Origin of the sequence: Microbacterium oxydans, assembly GCF_026559675.1 — a bacterium.
GTDB classification, from domain to species: domain Bacteria; phylum Actinomycetota; class Actinomycetes; order Actinomycetales; family Microbacteriaceae; genus Microbacterium; species Microbacterium oxydans_D.
In genome coordinates this window covers 2,271,017-2,289,808 of the sequence record NZ_CP092891.1, presented here as the reverse complement: position 1 = coordinate 2,289,808, position 18,792 = coordinate 2,271,017, and the positions used below count along the sequence as shown (strand labels likewise).

Sequence of the window (18,792 nt, the reverse complement as noted above, 5' to 3'; positions counted from 1 at the left end):
TAGAATCGACCGAGAAGCCGTGCACCTGCGGCCCGTCACAAGGAGCGACATGAGCGACACCACACTCTCCCCTGAGACCACCCGCGCACACGGCGTCACCCTGACCGACGCTGCGGCCACGAAGGTCAAGAACCTCCTCGAGCAGGAAGGCCGCGACGATCTCCGTCTGCGCGTCGCCGTGCAGCCCGGCGGATGCTCTGGCCTGATCTACCAGCTCTACTTCGACGAGCGCTATCTCGAGGGCGACGAGACCGTCGACTTCGACGGCGTCGAGGTCATCATCGACAACATGAGCGTCCCGTACCTCGACGGTGCGGCGATCGACTTCAAGGACACGATCTCCGAGCAGGGGTTCACGATCGACAACCCCAATGCGGCGGGCAGCTGCGCCTGTGGAGACAGCTTCCACTGATCGTCGCTCCGCTGAACGGCCGTCGTCACCATAGGTGACGGCGGCCGTTCCGCTTCCCCAACCTGCGTGGTTGGCATGAATCAGGTGTGAGGTTGCTCTAGACTTGGGTGTGCTCTGTTCGCGATCTGAAAGGTGCATCGTGCCCTCGAAACGCAGCCTTCGTTGGGCCGCCCTCCCTGTGGGAGTTGCGGCAGCCTTGGCCCTGGCGGGATGTACTCCCACCGAGCTCAACGGCTTTCTTCCGGGCTTCGTGGAGGGTGGCCCCGCAGCCACCAATCAGACCGAGCGCGTCTCGTCGCTCTGGGTGAACTCCTGGATCGTGCTCCTCGCCGTCGGCATCATCACCTGGGGCCTCATGGCCTGGGCGGCGATCGCGTACCGTCGCCGCAAGGGCCAGACCGGCCTGCCGGTGCAGATGCGCTACAACATGCCGATCGAGATCTTCTACACGATCGTGCCGCTCATCCTCGTGCTGGGCATGTTCTTCTTCACGGCCCGTGACCAGACGGAGATCGAGGCCAAGTGGGACCAGCCCGACGTGGAGATCACCGCGATCGCCAAGCAGTGGGCGTGGGACTTCCAATACGACGGCGACAAGGAGGACAACTCCGACGCCGTGTGGACGATGGGCATCCAGGCTCAGCCCGACAAGGACGGCAACATCGACCAGGCGCAGCTGCCGACGCTGGTGCTGCCCGTCGACCAGAAGGTCACGATCCACCTGCAGTCGCGTGACGTCATCCACTCGTTCTGGATCATCGACTTCCTCTACAAGAAGGACATGTTCATCGGGAAGGACAACTCCTGGTCGTTCATCCCGACCCGTGAGGGCGAGTACGCCGGCAAGTGCGCCGAGCTCTGCGGTGAGTACCACTCGATGATGCTCTTCAACGTCAAGGTCGTCTCTCAGGACGACTACGACTCGTACCTCGAGTCCCTGGAGGAAAAGGGCAACACGGGCGACATCACCGACGCCTACGACCGCCTCTCGAACTTCCCGGGGACGACCCCGAAGACCGACACCGAGGAAGGAGGGGAGTAAGTCATGTCGACCACCGAAGCTCCCCGTACAGACGAGACTCCCAAGTCGCGTCCCACCACTCTTCCGGCCCGCCAGGCTGCTCTCATGAGCTCCTCGCGTGTCGAGCAGAAGGGCAACATCGTCGTCAAGTGGATCACCTCCACGGACCACAAGACCATCGGGTACATGTACCTGATCGCGTCGGTGATGTTCTTCCTCCTCGGCGGTGTGATGGCCCTCGTCATCCGTGCCGAGCTCTTCGCGCCGGGAATGCAGATCATCCCGACGAAGGAGCAGTACAACCAGCTGTTCACGATGCACGGCACGATCATGCTGCTGATGTTCGCGACGCCGCTGTTCGCCGGTTTCGCGAACGCCATCCTTCCGCTGCAGATCGGTGCGCCTGACGTCGCGTTCCCGCGTCTGAACGCCTTCGCCTTCTGGCTCTTCCTGTTCGGTTCGACCATCGCGGTCGCCGGCTTCCTCACCCCGCAGGGTGCGGCCTCGTTCGGGTGGTTCGCCTATCAGCCGCTGGCAGGGGCATCGTTCTCGCCCGGTGCGGGTGGAAACCTCTGGATGGTGGGTCTGGGTATCTCCGGATTCGGAACCATCCTCGGTGCGGTGAACTTCATCACCACGATCATCACGATGCGTGCACCGGGTATGACGATGTGGCGCATGCCGATCTTCTCCTGGAACACGCTCATCACGAGCCTGCTGATCCTGATGGCGTTCCCCGTGCTCGCCGCGGCTATCTTCGCCGCTGCTGCCGACCGCATCCTCGGTGCGCACATCTACGACCCGGCCAACGGTGGCGTCCTGCTCTGGCAGCACCTGTTCTGGTTCTTCGGTCACCCCGAGGTCTACATCATCGCGCTGCCGTTCTTCGGCATCGTGTCGGAGATCTTCCCGGTGTTCAGCCGCAAGCCGATCTTCGGGTACAAGACCCTCGTCTACGCGACGATCGCCATCGCGGCGCTCTCCGTGGCAGTGTGGGCTCACCACATGTACGTGACCGGCTCGGTGCTGCTGCCGTTCTTCGCCCTGATGACCATGCTCATCGCGGTGCCGACGGGTGTGAAGATCTTCAACTGGATCGGCACGCTCTGGCGAGGGTCCGTGACGTTCGAGACGCCGATGGTCTTCGCCCTCGGCTTCCTGGTGTCCTTCGTGTTCGGTGGTCTGACCGGTGTCATCCTCGCGGCCCCGCCGCTGGACTTCGCCCTGTCCGACTCGTACTTCGTCGTCGCCCACTTCCACTACGTGGTGTTCGGAACCGTCGTGTTCGCGATGTTCGCCGGCTTCTACTTCTGGTGGCCGAAGTGGACGGGTCGCATGCTGAACGAGCGTCTCGGCTATGTGCACTTCTGGATGCTGTTCATCGGCTTCCACATGACGTTCCTCATCCAGCACTGGCTGGGGGTCGACGGCATGGTCCGTCGTTACGCGGACTACTCGGCGGCTGACGGGTGGACCTGGCAGAACCAGGTCTCCACGATCGGTGCGATGATCCTCGGCGCCTCGATGCTGCCGTTCTTCCTGAACGTCTGGATCACGGCTCGCAAGGCTCCCAAGGTCACCGTCAACGACCCGTGGGGCTACGGCGCCTCGCTGGAGTGGGCGACGTCCTGCCCGCCGCCGCGACACAACTTCACGTCGATCCCGCGTATCCGCAGCGAGCGTCCCGCGTTCGACCTGAACCACCCGGAGGCTGCCGAGTTCGCGACCACGGCTCCCGGCGAGCGAGAGGCCCACTAAGTCATGCGCGACAATGTCATTCTCTGGTGGATTCTGACGGCGTTCTTCGCCCTCGTCGGTGTGATCTACACCGGTTGGCACATCCTGGCCACGCCGAGCCCCGAGTTCGCGATGCGGGTCGAGTGGGTCGGAACCGTGGCGCTGTTCTTCGCGGCCTTCATGGCGGCCATGATCGCGTTCTACCTCGATCGCACGCACAAGGCCCAGCAGGGCGAGCTTCCGGAAGACATCCTGACGTCGGACATCGATGACGGTGACCCGGAGCTCGGCGAGTTCAGCCCGTGGTCCTGGTGGCCCATCGTCCTCGCCGCCTCGGCCGGAATCTTCGTCGTCGGTCTCGCCGTCGGACACTTCCTGCTCCCGATCGGTCTCGCGATCTTCGTCGTCGCGATCGTCGGCTGGGTGTACGAGTACTACCGCGGCAACTTCGCCCGCTGAGTCCACGCAACGAAGAAGGCCCCCGGATCCGTCCGGGGGCCTTCTTCGTGTGCGCAGGCTCAGGAAGTGAGGACGCTCAGGCCCGCGTCCGGACGCGAGCGATGCCGGTGAGGGGATCCACAGGACGATGGTGGACACCGTCCGCGTCCTCCACGGGGTAGCCCTCACGCACCCAGTACTCGAAACCGCCGATCATCTCCCGGACGCGATAGCCGAGTCGCGCGAACTCGAGCGCGCCCTTCGCGCCGGCGTTGCATCCGGGGCTCCAGCAGTAGACGACGACGTCGGCATCCGTGGGGACCTCGGCCGCCGCGCGTGCGGCGATCTCGCTGTAGTGCATATGCACGGCACCGGCGACGCGGCCCTGCGCCCAGGCCTCCTCGGAGCGGACATCGACGACGACGACGTTCTCGCCGGCCTTCCGCGCGGCATACACGTCGCTGGCGTCCGTCTCGTAGGCGAGCTTGGCCTGGTAGTAGTCGATGCGGTCGATCATCCACTCAGCCTAGAGTCACGCCGCGAGGGCGACGCAGCGGATTCCCGTCGACGTGCGTTCGAATGCGGTCAGGATGCGGACTCAGAGGGCGGCGGTCATCTGCACGCGCGGACCGTAGGCGAAGAGGCCGAGCGCCGCCTCGGTGCGAACGAGTTCCTGGTGCAGCGGGGTGTCCGGCTCCGTCACGACGAACCCGCAGGAGGCGTAGAACGGCGCGTTCCACGGAACCTCGGCATAGGTGCGGAGCGTGATCTCCGTGTGCCCGCGTTCCCGAGCTTCGGCGAGTGCGGCTTCGACGAGTCGCCGGCCGATTCCCCGTCGACCGAACGCCGGGAGGACGGAGAGCTGCTCGAGGTGGGCGTGCCCGTCGAGCTCCAGAACGTGCACGAATCCGACGACCAGGTGAGGAGCGGCTCCGTCGTCTCGCGCCTCCGTGCCTTCTGTGCCCGCGTCTCGCGTCTCCGTGTCCCGCGTCTCCGTGTCCTGCGTCGCTGCGACGAGGACGAATCCGGGCGTGATCGTGCGCTCGTGCGGGGGAGTGGGCGGAGGCCAGTCCTCGGCTCCGAAGCGTTCCACGAGCAGGGCATCCGCTTCGATCTCGATCTGCTCGGTCGCAGCCTCATCGGCGGGGCCCGCCGGGCGGACCTCGATGTCCGTCATGACTCCGCGGCGACGGCGGCGATCGCCTCGATCTCGACGAGCTGGTCGTCGTATCCGAGGACGGTGACGCCCAGGAGGGTGCTCGGCACATCGTGATCGCCGAACGCGGCATGGATGACGTCCCACGCCGTCACGAGGTCTGCCTGCGCGGAGGAGGCCACGAGGACGCGCGTGCTGATCACGTCCGTGAGAGTCGCTCCGGAGACCTCCAGGGCGCCCTTCAGCGTCTCGACGCAGCGTGCTGCCTGGGCCGCGTAGTCACCGGGCGCGGCCGTGGTGCCATCGTCGTTGAGGGGGCAGGCGCCTGCGAGGAAGATCAGCCGGGATCCGGCGGGCGCCGTCGCAGCATAGGCGTAGGGGGTGTCGGCGAGGCTTTCGGAACGGATCAGCTGGACGACGGAAGACATGGTTCGATCCTTTCATTGAGGGGTGACGAAGAAGGCCCCGTCCGCAGGGACGAGGCCTTCTTCAAGAGGGGGAGTGGCGACTACTCGCCATCCTCCGACTTCTTGTTACGAGGCTTCTTCACCGGCTCCGTGGCGATCACGGTGCTCGGGGTGTTCGGCGTCTCGTCCACGTGGGTCTCATCGACCGTGAGCGGGGCGTCCGGGAAACCGGCGCGCTCGTGAGCACCCTGGATCTCGGCGACCTCGGTCTCGTCGTTGTGAGCCGTGACGTGGTGCTGGTGTGCATCGGCGGCCTCGACCTCGGCCTGCGTGAGCGGCGCGAGACGGTCTTCGAAGAACCAGCGGGAGATCGAGGAACGGAGGTTCTCCGTCCACGGGATACGACCCTTGGCGTTCGGACGCACCACGAGGGGCTCGTAGCCGTCGACGTCGATGAGCTTCCACCGGTCGTACTTGTCGACCGGCTGGTGCACCTCGATGAACTCGCCGCCGGGGAGGCGGACGATGCGGCCGGACTCGAAGCCGTGCAGCACGATCTCGCGGTCCTTCTTCTGCAGCGCGATGCAGATGCGCTTCGTGACGAAGTAGCCGAGGATCGGGCCCAGGAAGAGCAGAGCCTGGAGCGTGTGGATGACGCCCTCCATCGTGAGCATGAAGTGCGTCGCGATGAGGTCGGAGGAGGCCGCGGCCCACAGGACTGCGTAGAAGATGACACCGGCGACACCGATCGCGGTACGCGTCGCCGCGTTGCGCGGACGCTGGGCGATGTGGTGCTCGCGCTTGTCGCCCGTGACCCATGCCTCGATGAAGGGGTAGATCGCGACGGCGACGATGAACAGACCGAGGACCAGGACCGGGGCGATGATTCCGAACGACCAGGTGTGGTTCAGGAACACGATGTCCCAGTTCGACGGAGCCAGTCGCAGCGCACCGTCGGCGAATCCGATGTACCAGTCGGGCTGGGTACCGGCGGAAACAGGGGAGGGGTCGTACGGGCCGTAGTTCCAGATCGGGTTGATCTGGAAGAACGTCGCGATCAGCACGATGGTGCCGAAGACGATGAACAGGTAGCCGCCCATCTTGGACATGTACACCGGCATCATCGGGTAGCCCACGACGTTGTCGTTCGTGCGGCCGGGGCCGGCGAACTGCGTGTGCTTGTTGATGATCATGAGCATCAGGTGCACGACGATCAGCGCGATGACGAGCATCGGCAGGAGCAGGATGTGCAGCGTGTACAGGCGTCCGACGATGTCGGTACCGGGGAACTCGCCGCCGAAGAGGAGGAACGAGGTCCAGGTGCCGATCAGCGGGAGACCCTTGATCATGCCGTCGATGATGCGGAGGCCGTTACCCGAGAGCAGGTCGTCGGGGAGCGAGTAGCCCGTGAAGCCCTCGGCCATCGCGAGGATGAACAGGATGAAGCCGATCACCCAGTTCAGCTCGCGCGGCTTGCGGAAGGCACCCGTGAAGAACACGCGAAGCATGTGCACGCCGATGCCGGCGATGAACACGAGCGCGGCCCAGTGGTGGATCTGGCGGACCAGGAGACCACCGCGCAGGTCGAACGAGATGTGCAGCGACGACTCCAGCGCGGCGGACATCTCGATGCCGCGCATCGGAGCGTAGGCGCCGGTGTAGTGCGTCTCGACCATGGACGCCTGGAAGAAGAACGTCAGGAAGGTTCCGGAGAGGAACACGACGACGAAGCTCCACAGCGCGATCTCGCCGAGCATGAACGACCAGTGGTCGGGGAAGATCTTGCGTCCGAGCTCCTTGACGAAGCCGGAGAGGCTGGTGCGCTCATCGATGTAGTTCGACGCGGCACCCACGAAGCGTCCGCCGAGCGGCGCCTTGGTGTCCTTGTCCTCTTTGGACAGCGTTGCGGTGCTCAATGGCGCTCCCAGAAGCTCGGGCCGACGGGTTCCTTGAAGTCGCTGCGTGCGACCAGGTAGCCCTCGTCATCGACGGTGATGGGCAGCTGCGGCAGCGGACGAGCCGCCGGGCCGAAGATGACCTTTGCGTGGTCCGTGACGTCGAACTGCGACTGGTGGCACGGGCACAGCAGGTGGTGAGTCTGCTGCTCGTACAGTGCCACGGGGCAACCGACGTGCGTGCAGACCTTGGAGTACGCGACGATGCCGTCGTAGGACCAGTCCTTGCGGTCCTCGGCCTCGATCAGCTGCTCGGGGCGCAGGCGCATCATCAGCACGATGGCCTTGGCCTTCTCCTCGAGGTAGCCGTCGTGGTGGCTGAGGGTCGCGAGCTCTTCGGGGATCACGTGGAACGCGGAGCCGATCGTGACGTCCGCGGCACGGATGGGCGTGCCGTCGGGGTCGCGGACCAGGCGGGCGCCCTTCTCCCACATCGTGTGCTTGAGCAGCACGACCGGGTCACCCGCGGTGGGGTCCTCCGGCGTGGAGTGAGGGGCGAGACCGCGGAACAGCGCGACGCCCGGGATGATCGAGGCGACGATGGCGGCGAACAACGAGTTGCGGATGACCGTGCGACGGCCGAAACCGGACTCCTCGTTCGCGTCGGCGAAGGCCTGGATGGCCGCCTCGCGGGTCGCGTCCTTGCCACGGGTGGGGTGGCGGTGCTCGATGAACTCCTTGTCGGACATGAGCGCCTTGGACCAGTGGATCGCACCGATGCCGAGGGCCAGCAGCGCGAGAGCGATACCGAGACCGATGAAGAGGTTGTTCTGCCGGATGTCGATGAGCGCGCCGCTCTCGATCGGGAACAGCATGTAGGCGGCGACCGCCCAGATGCTTCCCGCGAGCGAGAGGTAGAACAGCGTGTAGACGGTGCGGACAGCGGCCTTCTCAGCGCGCGGGTCCTTGTCGGTCATCCGCTCGCGGTGCGGCGGAAGGCCGGGGTTCTGCACGGGATCGCTGACTGCGACACCCAGCCCCGGAGAGGGCTGGTAGGCCCTGTCAAGAGCCTGCGAGTCGTCGTCGTGTGCCATGGTGCTCCTCGTACGTTCCTCTTCGATGAATAAGCGTCAGTTGGACTTCGCCGTGATCCACACGGTGACGGCGACGAGTGCGCCGATTCCGAAGATCCAGACGAACAGGCCCTCGGAGACCGGTCCGAGCGAACCGAGCGAGAATCCGCCGATCTGCACGGACTGCTGCTGGAAGAGCAGAGCCGAGATGATGTCGCGCTTGTCCTCGTCGGACAGGTTCATGTCGCCGAAGACCGGCATGTTCTGCGGGCCGGTGACCATGGCCGCGTAGATGTGCAGCGCGCTGGTCTCGGTCAGGGCCGGGGCGTACTTGCCCTCGGTGAGCGCACCGCCGGCCGCGGCCACGTTGTGGCACATGGCGCAGTTCACACGGAAGAGCTCGGCGCCGTGTGCGACGTCGCCCTCTCCGTCGAGGATGCGGTCAGCGGGGAAGGTCGGGCCGGGGGCCTCCGACTGCACGAAGGACGAGATCGCGAGGATCTGGTCCTCGGTGAACTGCGGTGCCTTCTGGGGCGCCTGCGGTCCCTGCATCTGCAGGGGCATGCGTCCGGTCGACAGCTGGAACTCGGTCGCCAGCTCGCCGACGCCGTAGAGGCTCGGTCCGTTGGCGGTTCCCTGCAGGTCGAGGCCGTGGCAGGTGGCGCAGTTCGCCTGGAATAGCTTCTTGCCGTCTTCGACGGTCAGCTGGGTCGATGCGGTCTGCGTGTCGGTCGCAGCGAACGCCGCGGACGCACCGGCGTACACAGCGCCGGTGATCATGAGGCCTGCTCCGATGAGCGCGGCCGCCGCCAAAGGGCTGCGACGACCGCTGGAACGGCGCTTCTTCTCTCGTGCCATCTCGGGGATCAGCTCCGCTCTTATTTCAGGAAGTAGATAACGAGGAACAGCACGATCCAGACGACGTCGACGAAGTGCCAGTAGTAGGACACCACGATCGAGGAGGTCGCCTCTTTGTGCCGGAAGTTCTTGACGGCGTACGCGCGGCCGATGACGAGCAGGAACGCGACCAGGCCACCGGTGACGTGCAGGGCGTGGAAGCCGGTCGTCAGGTAGAACGCGGAGGCGTACGAGTCGGCGTTGATCGGCATGCCTTCAGCGACGAGCTGGGCGTACTCCCAGACCTGGCCGGAGACGAAGATCGCGCCGAGGGCGAAGGTGAGGAAGAACCACTCCACCATGCCCCAGCCGAAGAGGCGACGGCGTCCGGCGCCGTTCTTCTGGCCCTTGCCGATCTTGTACGGCTGCAGGTCTTCCGCCGCGAACACGCCCATCTGGCACGTGAACGAGGAGAGCACCAGGATGGCTGTGTTGACTGCGGCGAACGGGACGTTCAGCAGCTCGGTCCGGTCGGCCCACAGCTCCGGGGAGGTGCTGCGGAGGGTGAAGTAGATCGCGAAGAGTCCCGCGAAGAACATCACCTCACTGCCGAGCCACACAATGGTGCCGACAGCTACCGGGTTGGGCCGCTTAATCGTTCTCGCCGCCGGGGCATACGTCGCTGAGGTCGTCACCCCTCCATTATGGCCGATCCTCGGGCGTGATTCTTGCACCGACGGCCTTCGATTCGCCCGTCGATGACTTAGGGGACCCTAAGAAAACACTGCGAATACCCGGTGAATCCGCGGGAAACAAGGGATGGGCGTGGAGTGCACATGCGCTCGGAAGCATCTGCATGTTTTCTCCGCGCCGATAGGATCGCACACATGGCTGATTCCCTGACCTGGTCCGACCTGCTCACCTCGTTGCTGGAGCGTCGTGACCTCAGCGTCTGGGAGTCCACGTGGGCGATGCGTCAGATCATGCAGGGGAGTGTGAGCGAGGCTCAGCTCGCGGGCTTCCTCGTCGCGCTCCGCGCCAAGGGCGAGACGATCGATGAGATCGTCGGCTTCCGCGACGCGATCCTCGAGGCCGCCGTGCCGCTGCCCGTCTCGCCCGACGTGCTCGACATCGTCGGGACCGGCGGCGATCGCGTCGGAACCGTGAACGTCTCCACCACCGCGGCGATCATCATCGGCGCCACAGGCGTCCCGGTCGTCAAGCACGGCAACCGCGCGGCCAGCTCCGCCTCCGGTTCGTCCGACGTGCTCGGCGCGCTCGGCCTCGAGCTGTCGCTCGACCCCGCTGCCGTCGCATCCATCCTCGATCGCACCGGCATCACGTTCGCCTGGGCCGGCGCGTTCCATCCCGGGTTCAAGCACGCGGGGTCCGTCCGCGCGGAGCTCGGTGTGCCCACGGTCTTCAACATGCTCGGCCCGCTGTGCAATCCTGCGCGCGCCGAGGCCAACGCGGTCGGCGTGGCGCAGATCGAGCGCGTCCCGCTGATCACCGGCGTCTTCCGGACCCGCGGCGCGACGGCCCTCGTCTTCCGCGGCGATGACGGACTCGATGAGCTGACCACGACCGGGCACAGCCGGATCTGGGAGGTCACGCGCGGAGACATCCACGAGCACGACCTCGACCCGCGCGACCTCGGCATCCCGGTCGCGGACCTCGCGGACCTCATCGGCGGTTCGCCGCAGCACAACGCGGACGTGCTCCGGCGGACGCTGGCGGGCGAGACGGGCGCCGTGCGGGACATCGTGCTGCTCAACGCCGCAGCGGGCATCGTCGCGTTCGAGCTGTCGCAGGACGCCGGCCAGGTGCAGCGGCCGATCCTCGAGCGTCTGCGCGATGGCTACGACAAGGCCGCCGCAGCCGTCGACGACGGCCGTGCGCTGGCGAAGCTCGATCAGTGGATCGGCGTGAGTCGCGAGCTGTCGACGCCGCAGGAGTGACCATGGACCCCGTCGACGCCCTGCTGGAGATCGCCTCCCTCCTGGAGCGGGAGCGGGCGTCGCGGTATCGGGCGAAGGCGTTCCGCCAGGCCGCAGCGACGCTGCAGGATCTCCCGGACGACGTCCGGGCCGATCCCACGCGGCTGCGCGCGGCCAAGGGGATCGGCGAATCCACGTTCGCGGTGATCCGTCAGGCGCAGGCCGGGGAGGTCCCCGACTACCTGGTGGAGTTGCGCGGCGACGTCGAACCCGAGCGGGTGTCGGCACTCCGAGCCAAGCTGCGCGGCGATCTGCATGCCCACACCGACTGGTCGGACGGCACGACGCCGATCGCGGTCATGGCCGCCGCCGCGCGGGCACAGGGCCATGAGTACCAGGCGATCACGGACCACTCTCCTCGTCTCCGCGTCGCGCGGGGGCTGTCCGCCGAGCGGCTCCGCGAGCAGATCCCGTTGGTGCGCGCGGAGTCCGGTGACGGTTTCACGCTCCTCGCGGGGATCGAGGTCGACATCCTGGAGGACGGCCGACTCGACCAGGAGGACGACCTCCTCGGTGAACTCGACATCGTCGTGGCGTCCGTGCATTCCCAGCTGCGCATGGATGCCCGTCCGATGACGGCCCGGATGATCGCCGCGGTGTCGCATCCGCGGGTGAACGTCCTCGGACACTGCACGGGGCGTCTCGTTCAGGGGGATCGCGGCACCCGGTCGCCGTCGGAGTTCGACGCCGCCGCGGTGTTCGCGGCGTGTGCCGAGAACGGCGTCGCGGTCGAGATCAACTCGCGGCCGGAACGGCAGGACCCGCCGGACGAGCTGATCGCCATCGCCCTCGAGGCCGGATGCCTGTTCTCGATCGACTCGGACGCCCATGCGCCGGGACAGCTCTCGCTGCTGGATCATGGCGCCGAGCGCGCCGAGCGGGCCGGGATCCCCGCAGCGCGCATCGTGACGACCTGGGGTCTCTCGCGTCTGCTGGCCTGGGCAGAGTGATCCGCCGCTGAATGCGGTCAGCTCGCGGGCAGGGCGGCGTTCGAGACGGCCGCGACCGCCCGGGCCATCGAACCGCCGAGGTTCCACTTCTCGGCGAGGGCGGTCGCCGCGTCCGCCTCGGCGGGATCGAGCACGTGCAGGGGCACATCGGGCGCGCTGATCGGAAGCGAGGTGGCGACCGCGACGACGGTCGGTGCGACGTCGAGATAGGCGGTCGCCGCCAGCAGCTTCGCGCGGACCCCGGCGCTCATCCCTTCGCCGGCTTCGGCCGCAGCGCGGATACCGTCCAGGTCGCTGTGCGTCTGCAGGAGAGTGGCCGCCGTCTTCTCGCCGACTCCGGCGACGCCGGGCAGCCCGTCGGATGCATCGCCGCGCATGGTGGCGAAGTCCGCATACTGCGAGGGGAGGACGCTGTACTTCGCGACGACGGTGGCGTCGGTCACGATCTCCAGGTTGCTCATGCCCTTCGCCGTGTAGATGACCCTGACGTCGCGCGCGTCGTCGACGAGCTGGAACAGGTCCCGGTCGCCGGTGACGATGTCGACCGGCATCGTGGCGTTCGTGGCGAGGGTTCCGATGACGTCGTCCGCCTCGTGCTCGGCCACCCCGATGATGGGGATGCCGATCGCGGCGAGCGTCTCGCGGATCAGGGGGATCTGTGCCTCGAGCGGGTCGGGGATCTCCTCGACATCCGGTCCGCTCGCCACGACCTCCACCACGCGGTGGGTCTTGTAGCTCGGGATGAGATCGACGCGCCACTGCGGGCGCCAGTCGTCGTCCCAGCAGGCGATCACGTGCGTGGGCTCGTAGAGGGTGACGAGCTTCGCGATGATGTCGAGCAGACCGCGCGCGGCGTTGATCGGCGAACCGTCCGGGGCCGTCACCTTGTCGGGGACGCCGTAGAAGGCGCGGAAGTAGAGGCTGGCGGTGTCGAGCAGCATGAGGCGATCGGCGCGGGTCATGGACTCAGCGTAGAGCGCGCTCGCCCCCGCGGTCAGCACCCCGGGGCCTGGGGCTGCTCGGCGCAGGTGCGTGCGACGAGGGCGGTGCGCGCCTCGAAGATGCGGACCTGCTGCGTCGTGCCGTTCACCGTGAGCTCACCCGCCACTGAGAACCATCCGCCGCCGATGTCGACCTCGGCCGAATACCGGACGGAGGCGCGCGCGTCGTAGGTGCCGCGGTCGCGATACGTATGGCTCGTGGAGGTGGGCGTGAACGGAGCCTGATCGAGGGCCGCCCAGGTCAGCCCGCCGTTCGTGGACGTGCTCTTCGCGCCGTCGCCGTAGTCGAAGTCGACGCCGACGGGGGTGAAGCGCACCGTGACCGGCTTGCCGAAGAGCTCCCCGGTGCGCGTCTGCGCAGATGCCGAGGCGACGATGTTGGTGGGCAAGCCGGCGATGCCGACGTCTTCCGGCTCGGCGATCGTCCGCACCGGATCCGGCGCGAACTGCGCGACGTCGGTGATCGTGATCGGCCGGCCCTCGTCGGTGGTCACCTTGACCGCGTCGATCCCGCAGCCCATGATGCGGACGGCGTCGGGATCGCAGAGGGATACCTCCTCTTCAGCCTGGGCGGGAGGCGCGGAAGGTGGACCGCCGTCAGACGTCTGAGTTTTTTCCCCAGTGACCGAGAGTTGGCTCCCGCTGTTTGTGACGCACCCCGTAGTCACAGAAACTGCAGCGTTGCAGGCGCTGGGTGAGAGTGGAGGGGCGGGTAGTAGGAAGGCGAGGAACACCCCCACCAAGATCAGCCCGCGCACTCGTACTCACCCGTGCCTTCGAGATCGGAGATCGTGAGCGGCGTGGCGACGGAGTTCTTGGAGAACGTGATGGTCATCGGCTGATGAGGCGGCCGGTCGGCAGACACGATTGATGCGCCGGACGCATCGAGAACATCCACGTCGCTTACGTCCACGCAAACGTTGGCATGTACCAGCCCGGCAATCCAGTCGACAGTGGCGCCTGAAAATGAGTAATAGTGCGTCTGGCCAACCACTCGCGTCTTCTCGGCGTGCAAGCGGCTAAAGGCCTCTCGCGTCGAACTCGCTGCGGTGCCGGAGAGAAGCGCGAAGACGGCTTCGAACGTCGTCGTTTCTGAGAAGTCCACTTGGTTCAGCGCGTCGTTGTACGCGCTATACGTCGCCTCGGCTGCGGCGAAGGCTTCGGCTTCGGAGGCGAACAGCGGAGTCGGCGTGGGCGTGGGGGTCGGCGTCGGGGAGCAGGCGGTCAGCATCGCTGCGACGACGAGCATGCCGGCGCAGACGACCCGTGTGGACGAGAGTCGGGGAGGAGCGGGAGTCACCCGGGTCACGGTAGGCGGAATGCCCGAGGCCCCGCGGGAGTTATCCACAGGTGAGGGACGGACGCGCTCTTCCTGCGGCATCCCAACTTCTGATAGCCTGAATTGTCACTCGTGGCGTGCTTCGCGTGCCCTCGTGACAAGAAAACCAAAATCCAACTGCTGTGAAGCATGCAGTCGGCCGTGCGCGGTCTTTGCCTCCCAGCCTGAGTCTCCATTCACAAGGACAACCCACTACATGACTACCGCAACGACCGCCCCGGCCACCAAGCAGGTCGCCATCAACGACATCGGATCTGCTGAGGACTTCCTGGCCGCGGTCGAGAAGACCCTGAAGTTCTTCAACGACGGCGACATCATCGAGGGCACGATCGTCAAGATCGACCGCGATGAGGTCCTCCTCGATGTCGGCTACAAGACCGAGGGTGTCATCCCCTCGCGCGAGCTCTCGATCAAGCACGACGTCGACCCCAACGAGGTCGTCGCTGTCGGCGACCAGGTCGAGGCCCTCGTTCTCCAGAAGGAGGACAAGGAAGGCCGTCTGATCCTCTCCAAGAAGCGTGCTCAGTACGAGCGTGCCTGGGGAGACGTCGAGAAGATCAAGGAGAACGACGGCGTCGTCACCGGTACGGTCATCGAGGTCGTCAAGGGTGGACTCATCGTCGACATCGGACTCCGTGGCTTCCTCCCGGCTTCGCTCATCGAGCTGCGTCGCGTCCGCGACCTCACGCCGTACCTGGGCCAGGAGATCGAGGCCAAGATCCTCGAGCTCGACAAGAACCGCAACAACGTCGTCCTCAGCCGCCGCGCGCTGCTCGAGCAGACGCAGTCGGAGTCGCGCACCACGTTCCTGAACAACCTGCACAAGGGTCAGGTCCGCAAGGGTGTCGTGTCGTCGATCGTCAACTTCGGTGCGTTCGTCGACCTGGGCGGCGTGGACGGCCTCGTGCACGTCTCCGAGCTGTCCTGGAAGCACATCGAGCACGCCTCCGAGGTCGTCGAGGTGGGCCAGGAGGTCACCGTCGAGATCCTCGAGGTCGACCTCGACCGCGAGCGCGTCTCCCTGTCGCTGAAGGCGACGCAGGAGGACCCGTGGCAGGTCTTCGCCCGTACCCACGCGATCGGTCAGGTCACGCCGGGTAAGGTCACCAAGCTCGTTCCGTTCGGTGCGTTCGTTCGCGTCGCAGACGGCATCGAGGGCCTCGTCCACATCTCCGAGCTCTCCAGCAAGCACGTTGAGCTGGCTGAGCAGGTCGTGTCGGTCGGCGAAGAGGTCTTCGTCAAGGTCATCGACATCGACCTCGAGCGTCGTCGCATCTCGCTGTCGCTGAAGCAGGCCAACGAGTCGGTCGACCCCAACGGCACCGAGTTCGACCCGGCCCTGTACGGCATGCTCGCCGAGTACGACGAGAACGGCGAGTACAAGTACCCGGAGGGCTTCGACGCCGAGACCGGTGCGTGGAAGGAAGGCTTCGACGCCCAGCGCGAGGCATGGGAGCAGGAGTACGCTGCAGCCCAGGCTCGCTGGGAGGCGCACAAGGCTCAGGTCGTCAAGGCGGCCGAGGCCGAGGCTGCGGCCGGCGAAGACTTCGGCGGCCAGTCCTTCACCAGCGAGGCTGCCGGCGCCGGCACCCTCGCGGACGACGAGGCACTCGCGGCTCTGCGCGAGAAGCTCTCGGGCGGCAACGCTTAAGCAGCACTCTGAAACGGGTCGTCACCCCGCCTTCGGGCGGGTGTGGCGGCCCGTTTCGCATGTCCGGAAGTGCGGATTCCGTTGCGTGACGGAACATTACGACCGCATTCGTAACATTCGATGCCCTCCGACAGCATGAGGGAATGACCGCCCTGCTGCCCGCGTCGCGCAACGCCGACGTCTCGACGACGGCGGGGACCGCGCAGGCCGTGCGTCTCGACGGTATCGACCGCTCCTTCCCGCTGCCGCATGGAAGGCGCGATGTCCTCCGGGGGATCGACCTCGACATCGCGGCCGGCGAGATCGTCGCGGTCGTCGGGCCCTCCGGATGCGGGAAGTCGACGCTGCTGCGCCTCATCGGCGGGCTCGACGTGCCTACGCGCGGCGGCATCCGCCTCGACGGCATCGGCGTCGCCGACGTGGACGAGCGCACCGCGATCGCATTCCAGGAACCACGACTGCTGCCGTGGCGCACGATCGCCCAGAACGTGGAGCTCGGCCTGCGGCGCGGCACTCCTCGCCGTGCGGGCCGGGAGCGCGTGCGCGAGCTGCTGCACCTGGTCGGACTGGATCACGCCGCCGACCAGCGTCCGCGCGAGGTGTCCGGCGGCATGGCGCAGCGCGCGTCCCTCGCCCGAGCGCTCGCCCGCAACCCCGGCGTGCTGCTCCTCGACGAACCCTTCGGCGCCCTCGACGCGCTCACACGCTTGCGCATGCACGACCTGCTCCTGAAGATCCATGCGGCCGAGCCGACCACGGTCCTGCTCGTCACGCACGACGTCGAAGAGGCCCTGTACCTCGCCGACCGGGTCCTGCTGCTGCGCACCCTTACCGAGGGTACGGAGACCTCGATCGCCCGCACGATCTCCGTGCCGGGCATCCGCCCCCGAGACCGCGCCGACCGCGGTCTCGCCGACCTGCGCGCCGATCTTCTCGAAGGTCTCGGCGTCGACACCCACCACAGCATCACCGAGGAGACCCGATGAGCACCATCACCCGCCGAATCATCCCCGCGATCGCGATCGCCGGGACGATGATGCTCGTCGCGACCGGATGCCTCGCGGGGGAGAATGCCGGCGCGACCGACACGAAGCCCACCTCCGGCGCGACCGAGTGGTCGTCGGACACGCTCTCGATCGACTTCGCGACGTACAACCCCCTGAGCCTCGTGATCCGCGACCAGGGCATCCTCGAGGACATCCTCGGTGACGACGTCACGGTCGAGTGGGTGCAGTCCGCCGGCTCCAACAAGGCCAACGAGCTCCTCCGCTCCGGTTCGGTCGACGTCGGATCGACCGCGGGATCGGCGGCGCTGCTCGCCCGCGCGAACGGCTCGCCCATCCAGGTGATCGACATCTTCTCGCAGCCCGAGTGGGCGGCCATCGCCGTCGGCCCGGACAGCGACATCACGTCGGTCGAAGACCTCAAGGGTGCGTCGATCGCGGCGACCAAGGGCACGGACCCCTACTTCTTCCTGCTCCAGGCGCTGGAGGAGGGTGGCCTGTCCCTCTCCGACGTGGAGGTGCAGAACCTGCAGCACGCCGACGGCCGTGCCGCGCTCGACGGCGGCTCGGTCGACGCCTGGGCCGGCCTCGACCCGATCATGGCCGCAGCCGAGGTCGAGTCGGGCGACAAGCTCATCTACCGCAACGTGGACTTCAACACGTACGGGTTCCTCAACGCCACCGAGGACTTCGTGACGAACCACCCCGACCTCGCTCAGGCCGTCGTCGACGCCTACGAGCAGGCGCGGGAGTGGGCACTCGCGAACCCCGACGAGACCGCGGCCCTGCTCGCCGAGGTCGCCGGCATCGACCCCGCGGTCGCCACCACGGTGATCCAGGAGCGCTCGAACCTCGACGTCAGCGGCATCCCCGGCGCGGACCAGGTCGCCGTGCTCGAGAAGATCGCCCCGGTGCTCGTCGAATCCGGCGACGTGCAGGGCGGGCAGGACTCGGTCGACAAGGCGCTGTCCTCCATCGTCAACGACACGTTCGCGAAGAAGGCGGTCGGCGGCGAGTGACGATTCCCGACCGGCTGATCGTCCCCGCGGACTCGCGGGACGCGCTCGACTTCGCCCAGGGGAAGTCTCGGAGCACCGGGGCGGTGACCCGTCACGTGTGGGATCGTCCTGCGGTGCGGATCCTCGGCGGACTCCTGCTGCCGGCCGTCATCCTCCTCGTCTGGCAGCTCGTGACGACGTCGGGCCTCGTCGAGCCGTATCGCCTCCCCACACCTGCGTCCGTCTATCAGGCCGGCGTCGAACTGGCCGAGAGCGGGCAGCTCTGGACCCACATCGCGATCTCCGTCCAGCGCGTGCTGCTCGGCTTCGCGATCGGCTCCGTCATCGGGCTCGCGGCTGCCGGGATCGTGGGGCTGTCCCGCTGGGGCGACGTGCTTCTCAGCCCGACGCTCGCGGCGGTCCGGGCCGTCCCGTCGCTCGCCTGGGTGCCGCTCCTCATCCTCTGGATGCAGATCGGCGAGGAGTCGAAGGTCACGCTCATCGCGATCGGCGCGTTCTTCCCCGTCTACACGACGGTGGCGTCGGCCCTCCGGCACGTCGACCCGCACCTCGTCGAGGCCGGCCGATCGTTCAGCCTGCGCGGCTGGTCCCTGTTCCGCACGGTGCAGCTTCCCGCCGTCGTGCCCTCGGTCGTGGCCGGACTCCGTCTCGCGCTCGCGCAGGCCTGGCTGTTCCTCGTCGCGGCGGAGCTGATCGCGTCCTCCATGGGCCTCGGCTTCCTGCTGACCGACTCGCAGAGTACCGGCCGCATCGACCGCATCCTCCTCTCCATCGTGCTGCTCGCCCTGCTCGGCACGATCACCAGCGGCATCCTCGCGCTGCTCGAGAAGTACCTGCTGCGCCGGTGGGTGTGAG

20 protein-coding genes are annotated in these 18,792 nt (G+C 66.9%); 10 read left to right on the top strand and 10 right to left on the bottom strand.

The window, feature by feature from the left end; translation table 11 throughout:
* Nucleotides 1-49: 49 nt before the first annotated feature.
* From erpA to MME74_RS11000, 4 genes are all read left to right on the top strand, one after another.
* A complete protein-coding gene (gene erpA / locus MME74_RS11015) occupies nt 50-412 on the top strand; it encodes an iron-sulfur cluster insertion protein ErpA (RefSeq protein ID WP_017830247.1) in 363 nt (120 codons plus the stop codon).
* 139 nt (nt 413-551) lie between these two features.
* On the top strand, nt 552-1,454 hold the full coding sequence (coxB, locus tag MME74_RS11010; protein ID WP_267415058.1) for a cytochrome c oxidase subunit II: 903 nt from the start codon (nt 552-554) through the stop codon (nt 1,452-1,454).
* A gap of 84 nt (nt 1,455-1,538) precedes the next feature.
* Nucleotides 1,539-3,191 carry a cytochrome c oxidase subunit I gene (gene ctaD / locus MME74_RS11005; RefSeq protein ID WP_267415057.1) on the top strand — a complete coding sequence of 551 codons (1,653 nt, stop codon included), beginning with the start codon at nt 1,539-1,541 and terminating at the stop codon, nt 3,189-3,191.
* 3 nt (nt 3,192-3,194) lie between these two features.
* Nucleotides 3,195-3,629 carry a cytochrome c oxidase subunit 4 gene (locus MME74_RS11000; RefSeq protein ID WP_267415056.1) on the top strand — a complete coding sequence of 145 codons (435 nt, stop codon included), beginning with the start codon at nt 3,195-3,197 and terminating at the stop codon, nt 3,627-3,629.
* 76 nt (nt 3,630-3,705) lie between these two features.
* Here the strand turns inward: MME74_RS11000 and MME74_RS10995 are convergent, their stop codons facing one another.
* From MME74_RS10995 to MME74_RS10965, 7 genes are all read right to left on the bottom strand, one after another.
* Nucleotides 3,706-4,125 (bottom strand): rhodanese-like domain-containing protein, encoded by a 420-nt coding sequence (locus MME74_RS10995; protein ID WP_267415055.1) that lies wholly within the window; start codon nt 4,123-4,125, stop codon nt 3,706-3,708.
* A gap of 81 nt (nt 4,126-4,206) precedes the next feature.
* Nucleotides 4,207-4,785 carry a GNAT family N-acetyltransferase gene (locus tag MME74_RS10990; protein ID WP_267415054.1) on the bottom strand — a complete coding sequence of 193 codons (579 nt, stop codon included), beginning with the start codon at nt 4,783-4,785 and terminating at the stop codon, nt 4,207-4,209.
* Entirely contained in the window at nt 4,782-5,192 is a 411-nt protein-coding gene (locus MME74_RS10985) for a RidA family protein (RefSeq protein WP_267415053.1), read from the bottom strand. Before MME74_RS10985 ends, MME74_RS10990 begins: the two co-directional genes overlap by 4 nt.
* An 80-nt stretch (nt 5,193-5,272) precedes the next feature.
* Nucleotides 5,273-7,087 carry a cytochrome b gene (locus tag MME74_RS10980; RefSeq protein ID WP_267415052.1) on the bottom strand — a complete coding sequence of 605 codons (1,815 nt, stop codon included), beginning with the start codon at nt 7,085-7,087 and terminating at the stop codon, nt 5,273-5,275.
* Nucleotides 7,084-8,160, bottom strand: a complete 1,077-nt coding sequence (locus MME74_RS10975; RefSeq protein WP_267415051.1) for a ubiquinol-cytochrome c reductase iron-sulfur subunit — start codon at nt 8,158-8,160, stop codon at nt 7,084-7,086. Before MME74_RS10975 ends, MME74_RS10980 begins: the two co-directional genes overlap by 4 nt.
* Nucleotides 8,161-8,196: 36 nt before the next feature.
* Nucleotides 8,197-8,997: a c-type cytochrome gene (locus MME74_RS10970; protein ID WP_267415050.1), complete on the bottom strand. Its 801-nt coding sequence runs from the start codon at nt 8,995-8,997 to the stop codon at nt 8,197-8,199.
* A gap of 20 nt (nt 8,998-9,017) precedes the next feature.
* Nucleotides 9,018-9,575 (bottom strand): cytochrome c oxidase subunit 3, encoded by a 558-nt coding sequence (locus MME74_RS10965; protein WP_205828862.1) that lies wholly within the window; start codon nt 9,573-9,575, stop codon nt 9,018-9,020.
* A 288-nt stretch (nt 9,576-9,863) separates the two neighbouring features.
* Here MME74_RS10965 and trpD point away from each other — a divergent pair, with 288 nt between their 5' ends.
* Nucleotides 9,864-10,934, top strand: a complete 1,071-nt coding sequence (gene trpD, locus MME74_RS10960; RefSeq protein ID WP_267415049.1) for an anthranilate phosphoribosyltransferase — start codon at nt 9,864-9,866, stop codon at nt 10,932-10,934.
* A gap of 2 nt (nt 10,935-10,936) precedes the next feature.
* Nucleotides 10,937-11,923, top strand: coding sequence for a PHP domain-containing protein (locus tag MME74_RS10955; RefSeq protein WP_267415048.1), 987 nt, complete (start codon nt 10,937-10,939; stop codon nt 11,921-11,923).
* Nucleotides 11,924-11,940: 17 nt separating this feature from the next.
* Here MME74_RS10955 and MME74_RS10950 read toward each other — a convergent pair whose 3' ends face one another.
* From MME74_RS10950 to MME74_RS10940, 3 genes are all read right to left on the bottom strand, one after another.
* Nucleotides 11,941-12,885, bottom strand: coding sequence for a 5'-3' exonuclease (locus tag MME74_RS10950; protein ID WP_267415047.1), 945 nt, complete (start codon nt 12,883-12,885; stop codon nt 11,941-11,943).
* A gap of 32 nt (nt 12,886-12,917) precedes the next feature.
* Nucleotides 12,918-13,418 (bottom strand): hypothetical protein, encoded by a 501-nt coding sequence (locus MME74_RS10945; RefSeq protein WP_267415046.1) that lies wholly within the window; start codon nt 13,416-13,418, stop codon nt 12,918-12,920.
* Nucleotides 13,419-13,669: 251 nt separating this feature from the next.
* A complete protein-coding gene (locus MME74_RS10940) occupies nt 13,670-14,173 on the bottom strand; it encodes a hypothetical protein (RefSeq protein ID WP_267415045.1) in 504 nt (167 codons plus the stop codon).
* Nucleotides 14,174-14,459: 286 nt separating this feature from the next.
* On the opposite strand from MME74_RS10940, the gene rpsA reads away from it, so the two are divergent.
* From rpsA to MME74_RS10920, 4 genes are all read left to right on the top strand, one after another.
* On the top strand, nt 14,460-15,914 hold the full coding sequence (gene rpsA / locus MME74_RS10935) for a 30S ribosomal protein S1 (RefSeq protein ID WP_267415044.1): 1,455 nt from the start codon (nt 14,460-14,462) through the stop codon (nt 15,912-15,914).
* Nucleotides 15,915-16,057: 143 nt separating this feature from the next.
* Nucleotides 16,058-16,900 (top strand): ABC transporter ATP-binding protein, encoded by an 843-nt coding sequence (locus tag MME74_RS10930; protein ID WP_267415042.1) that lies wholly within the window; start codon nt 16,058-16,060, stop codon nt 16,898-16,900.
* Nucleotides 16,897-17,937: an aliphatic sulfonate ABC transporter substrate-binding protein gene (locus tag MME74_RS10925; protein ID WP_267415041.1), complete on the top strand. Its 1,041-nt coding sequence runs from the start codon at nt 16,897-16,899 to the stop codon at nt 17,935-17,937. The genes MME74_RS10930 and MME74_RS10925 overlap by 4 nt, the downstream gene beginning before the upstream one ends.
* A gap of 14 nt (nt 17,938-17,951) precedes the next feature.
* Nucleotides 17,952-18,791, top strand: coding sequence for an ABC transporter permease (locus MME74_RS10920; protein ID WP_416383343.1), 840 nt, complete (start codon nt 17,952-17,954; stop codon nt 18,789-18,791).
* Nucleotide 18,792 lies beyond the last annotated feature (1 nt).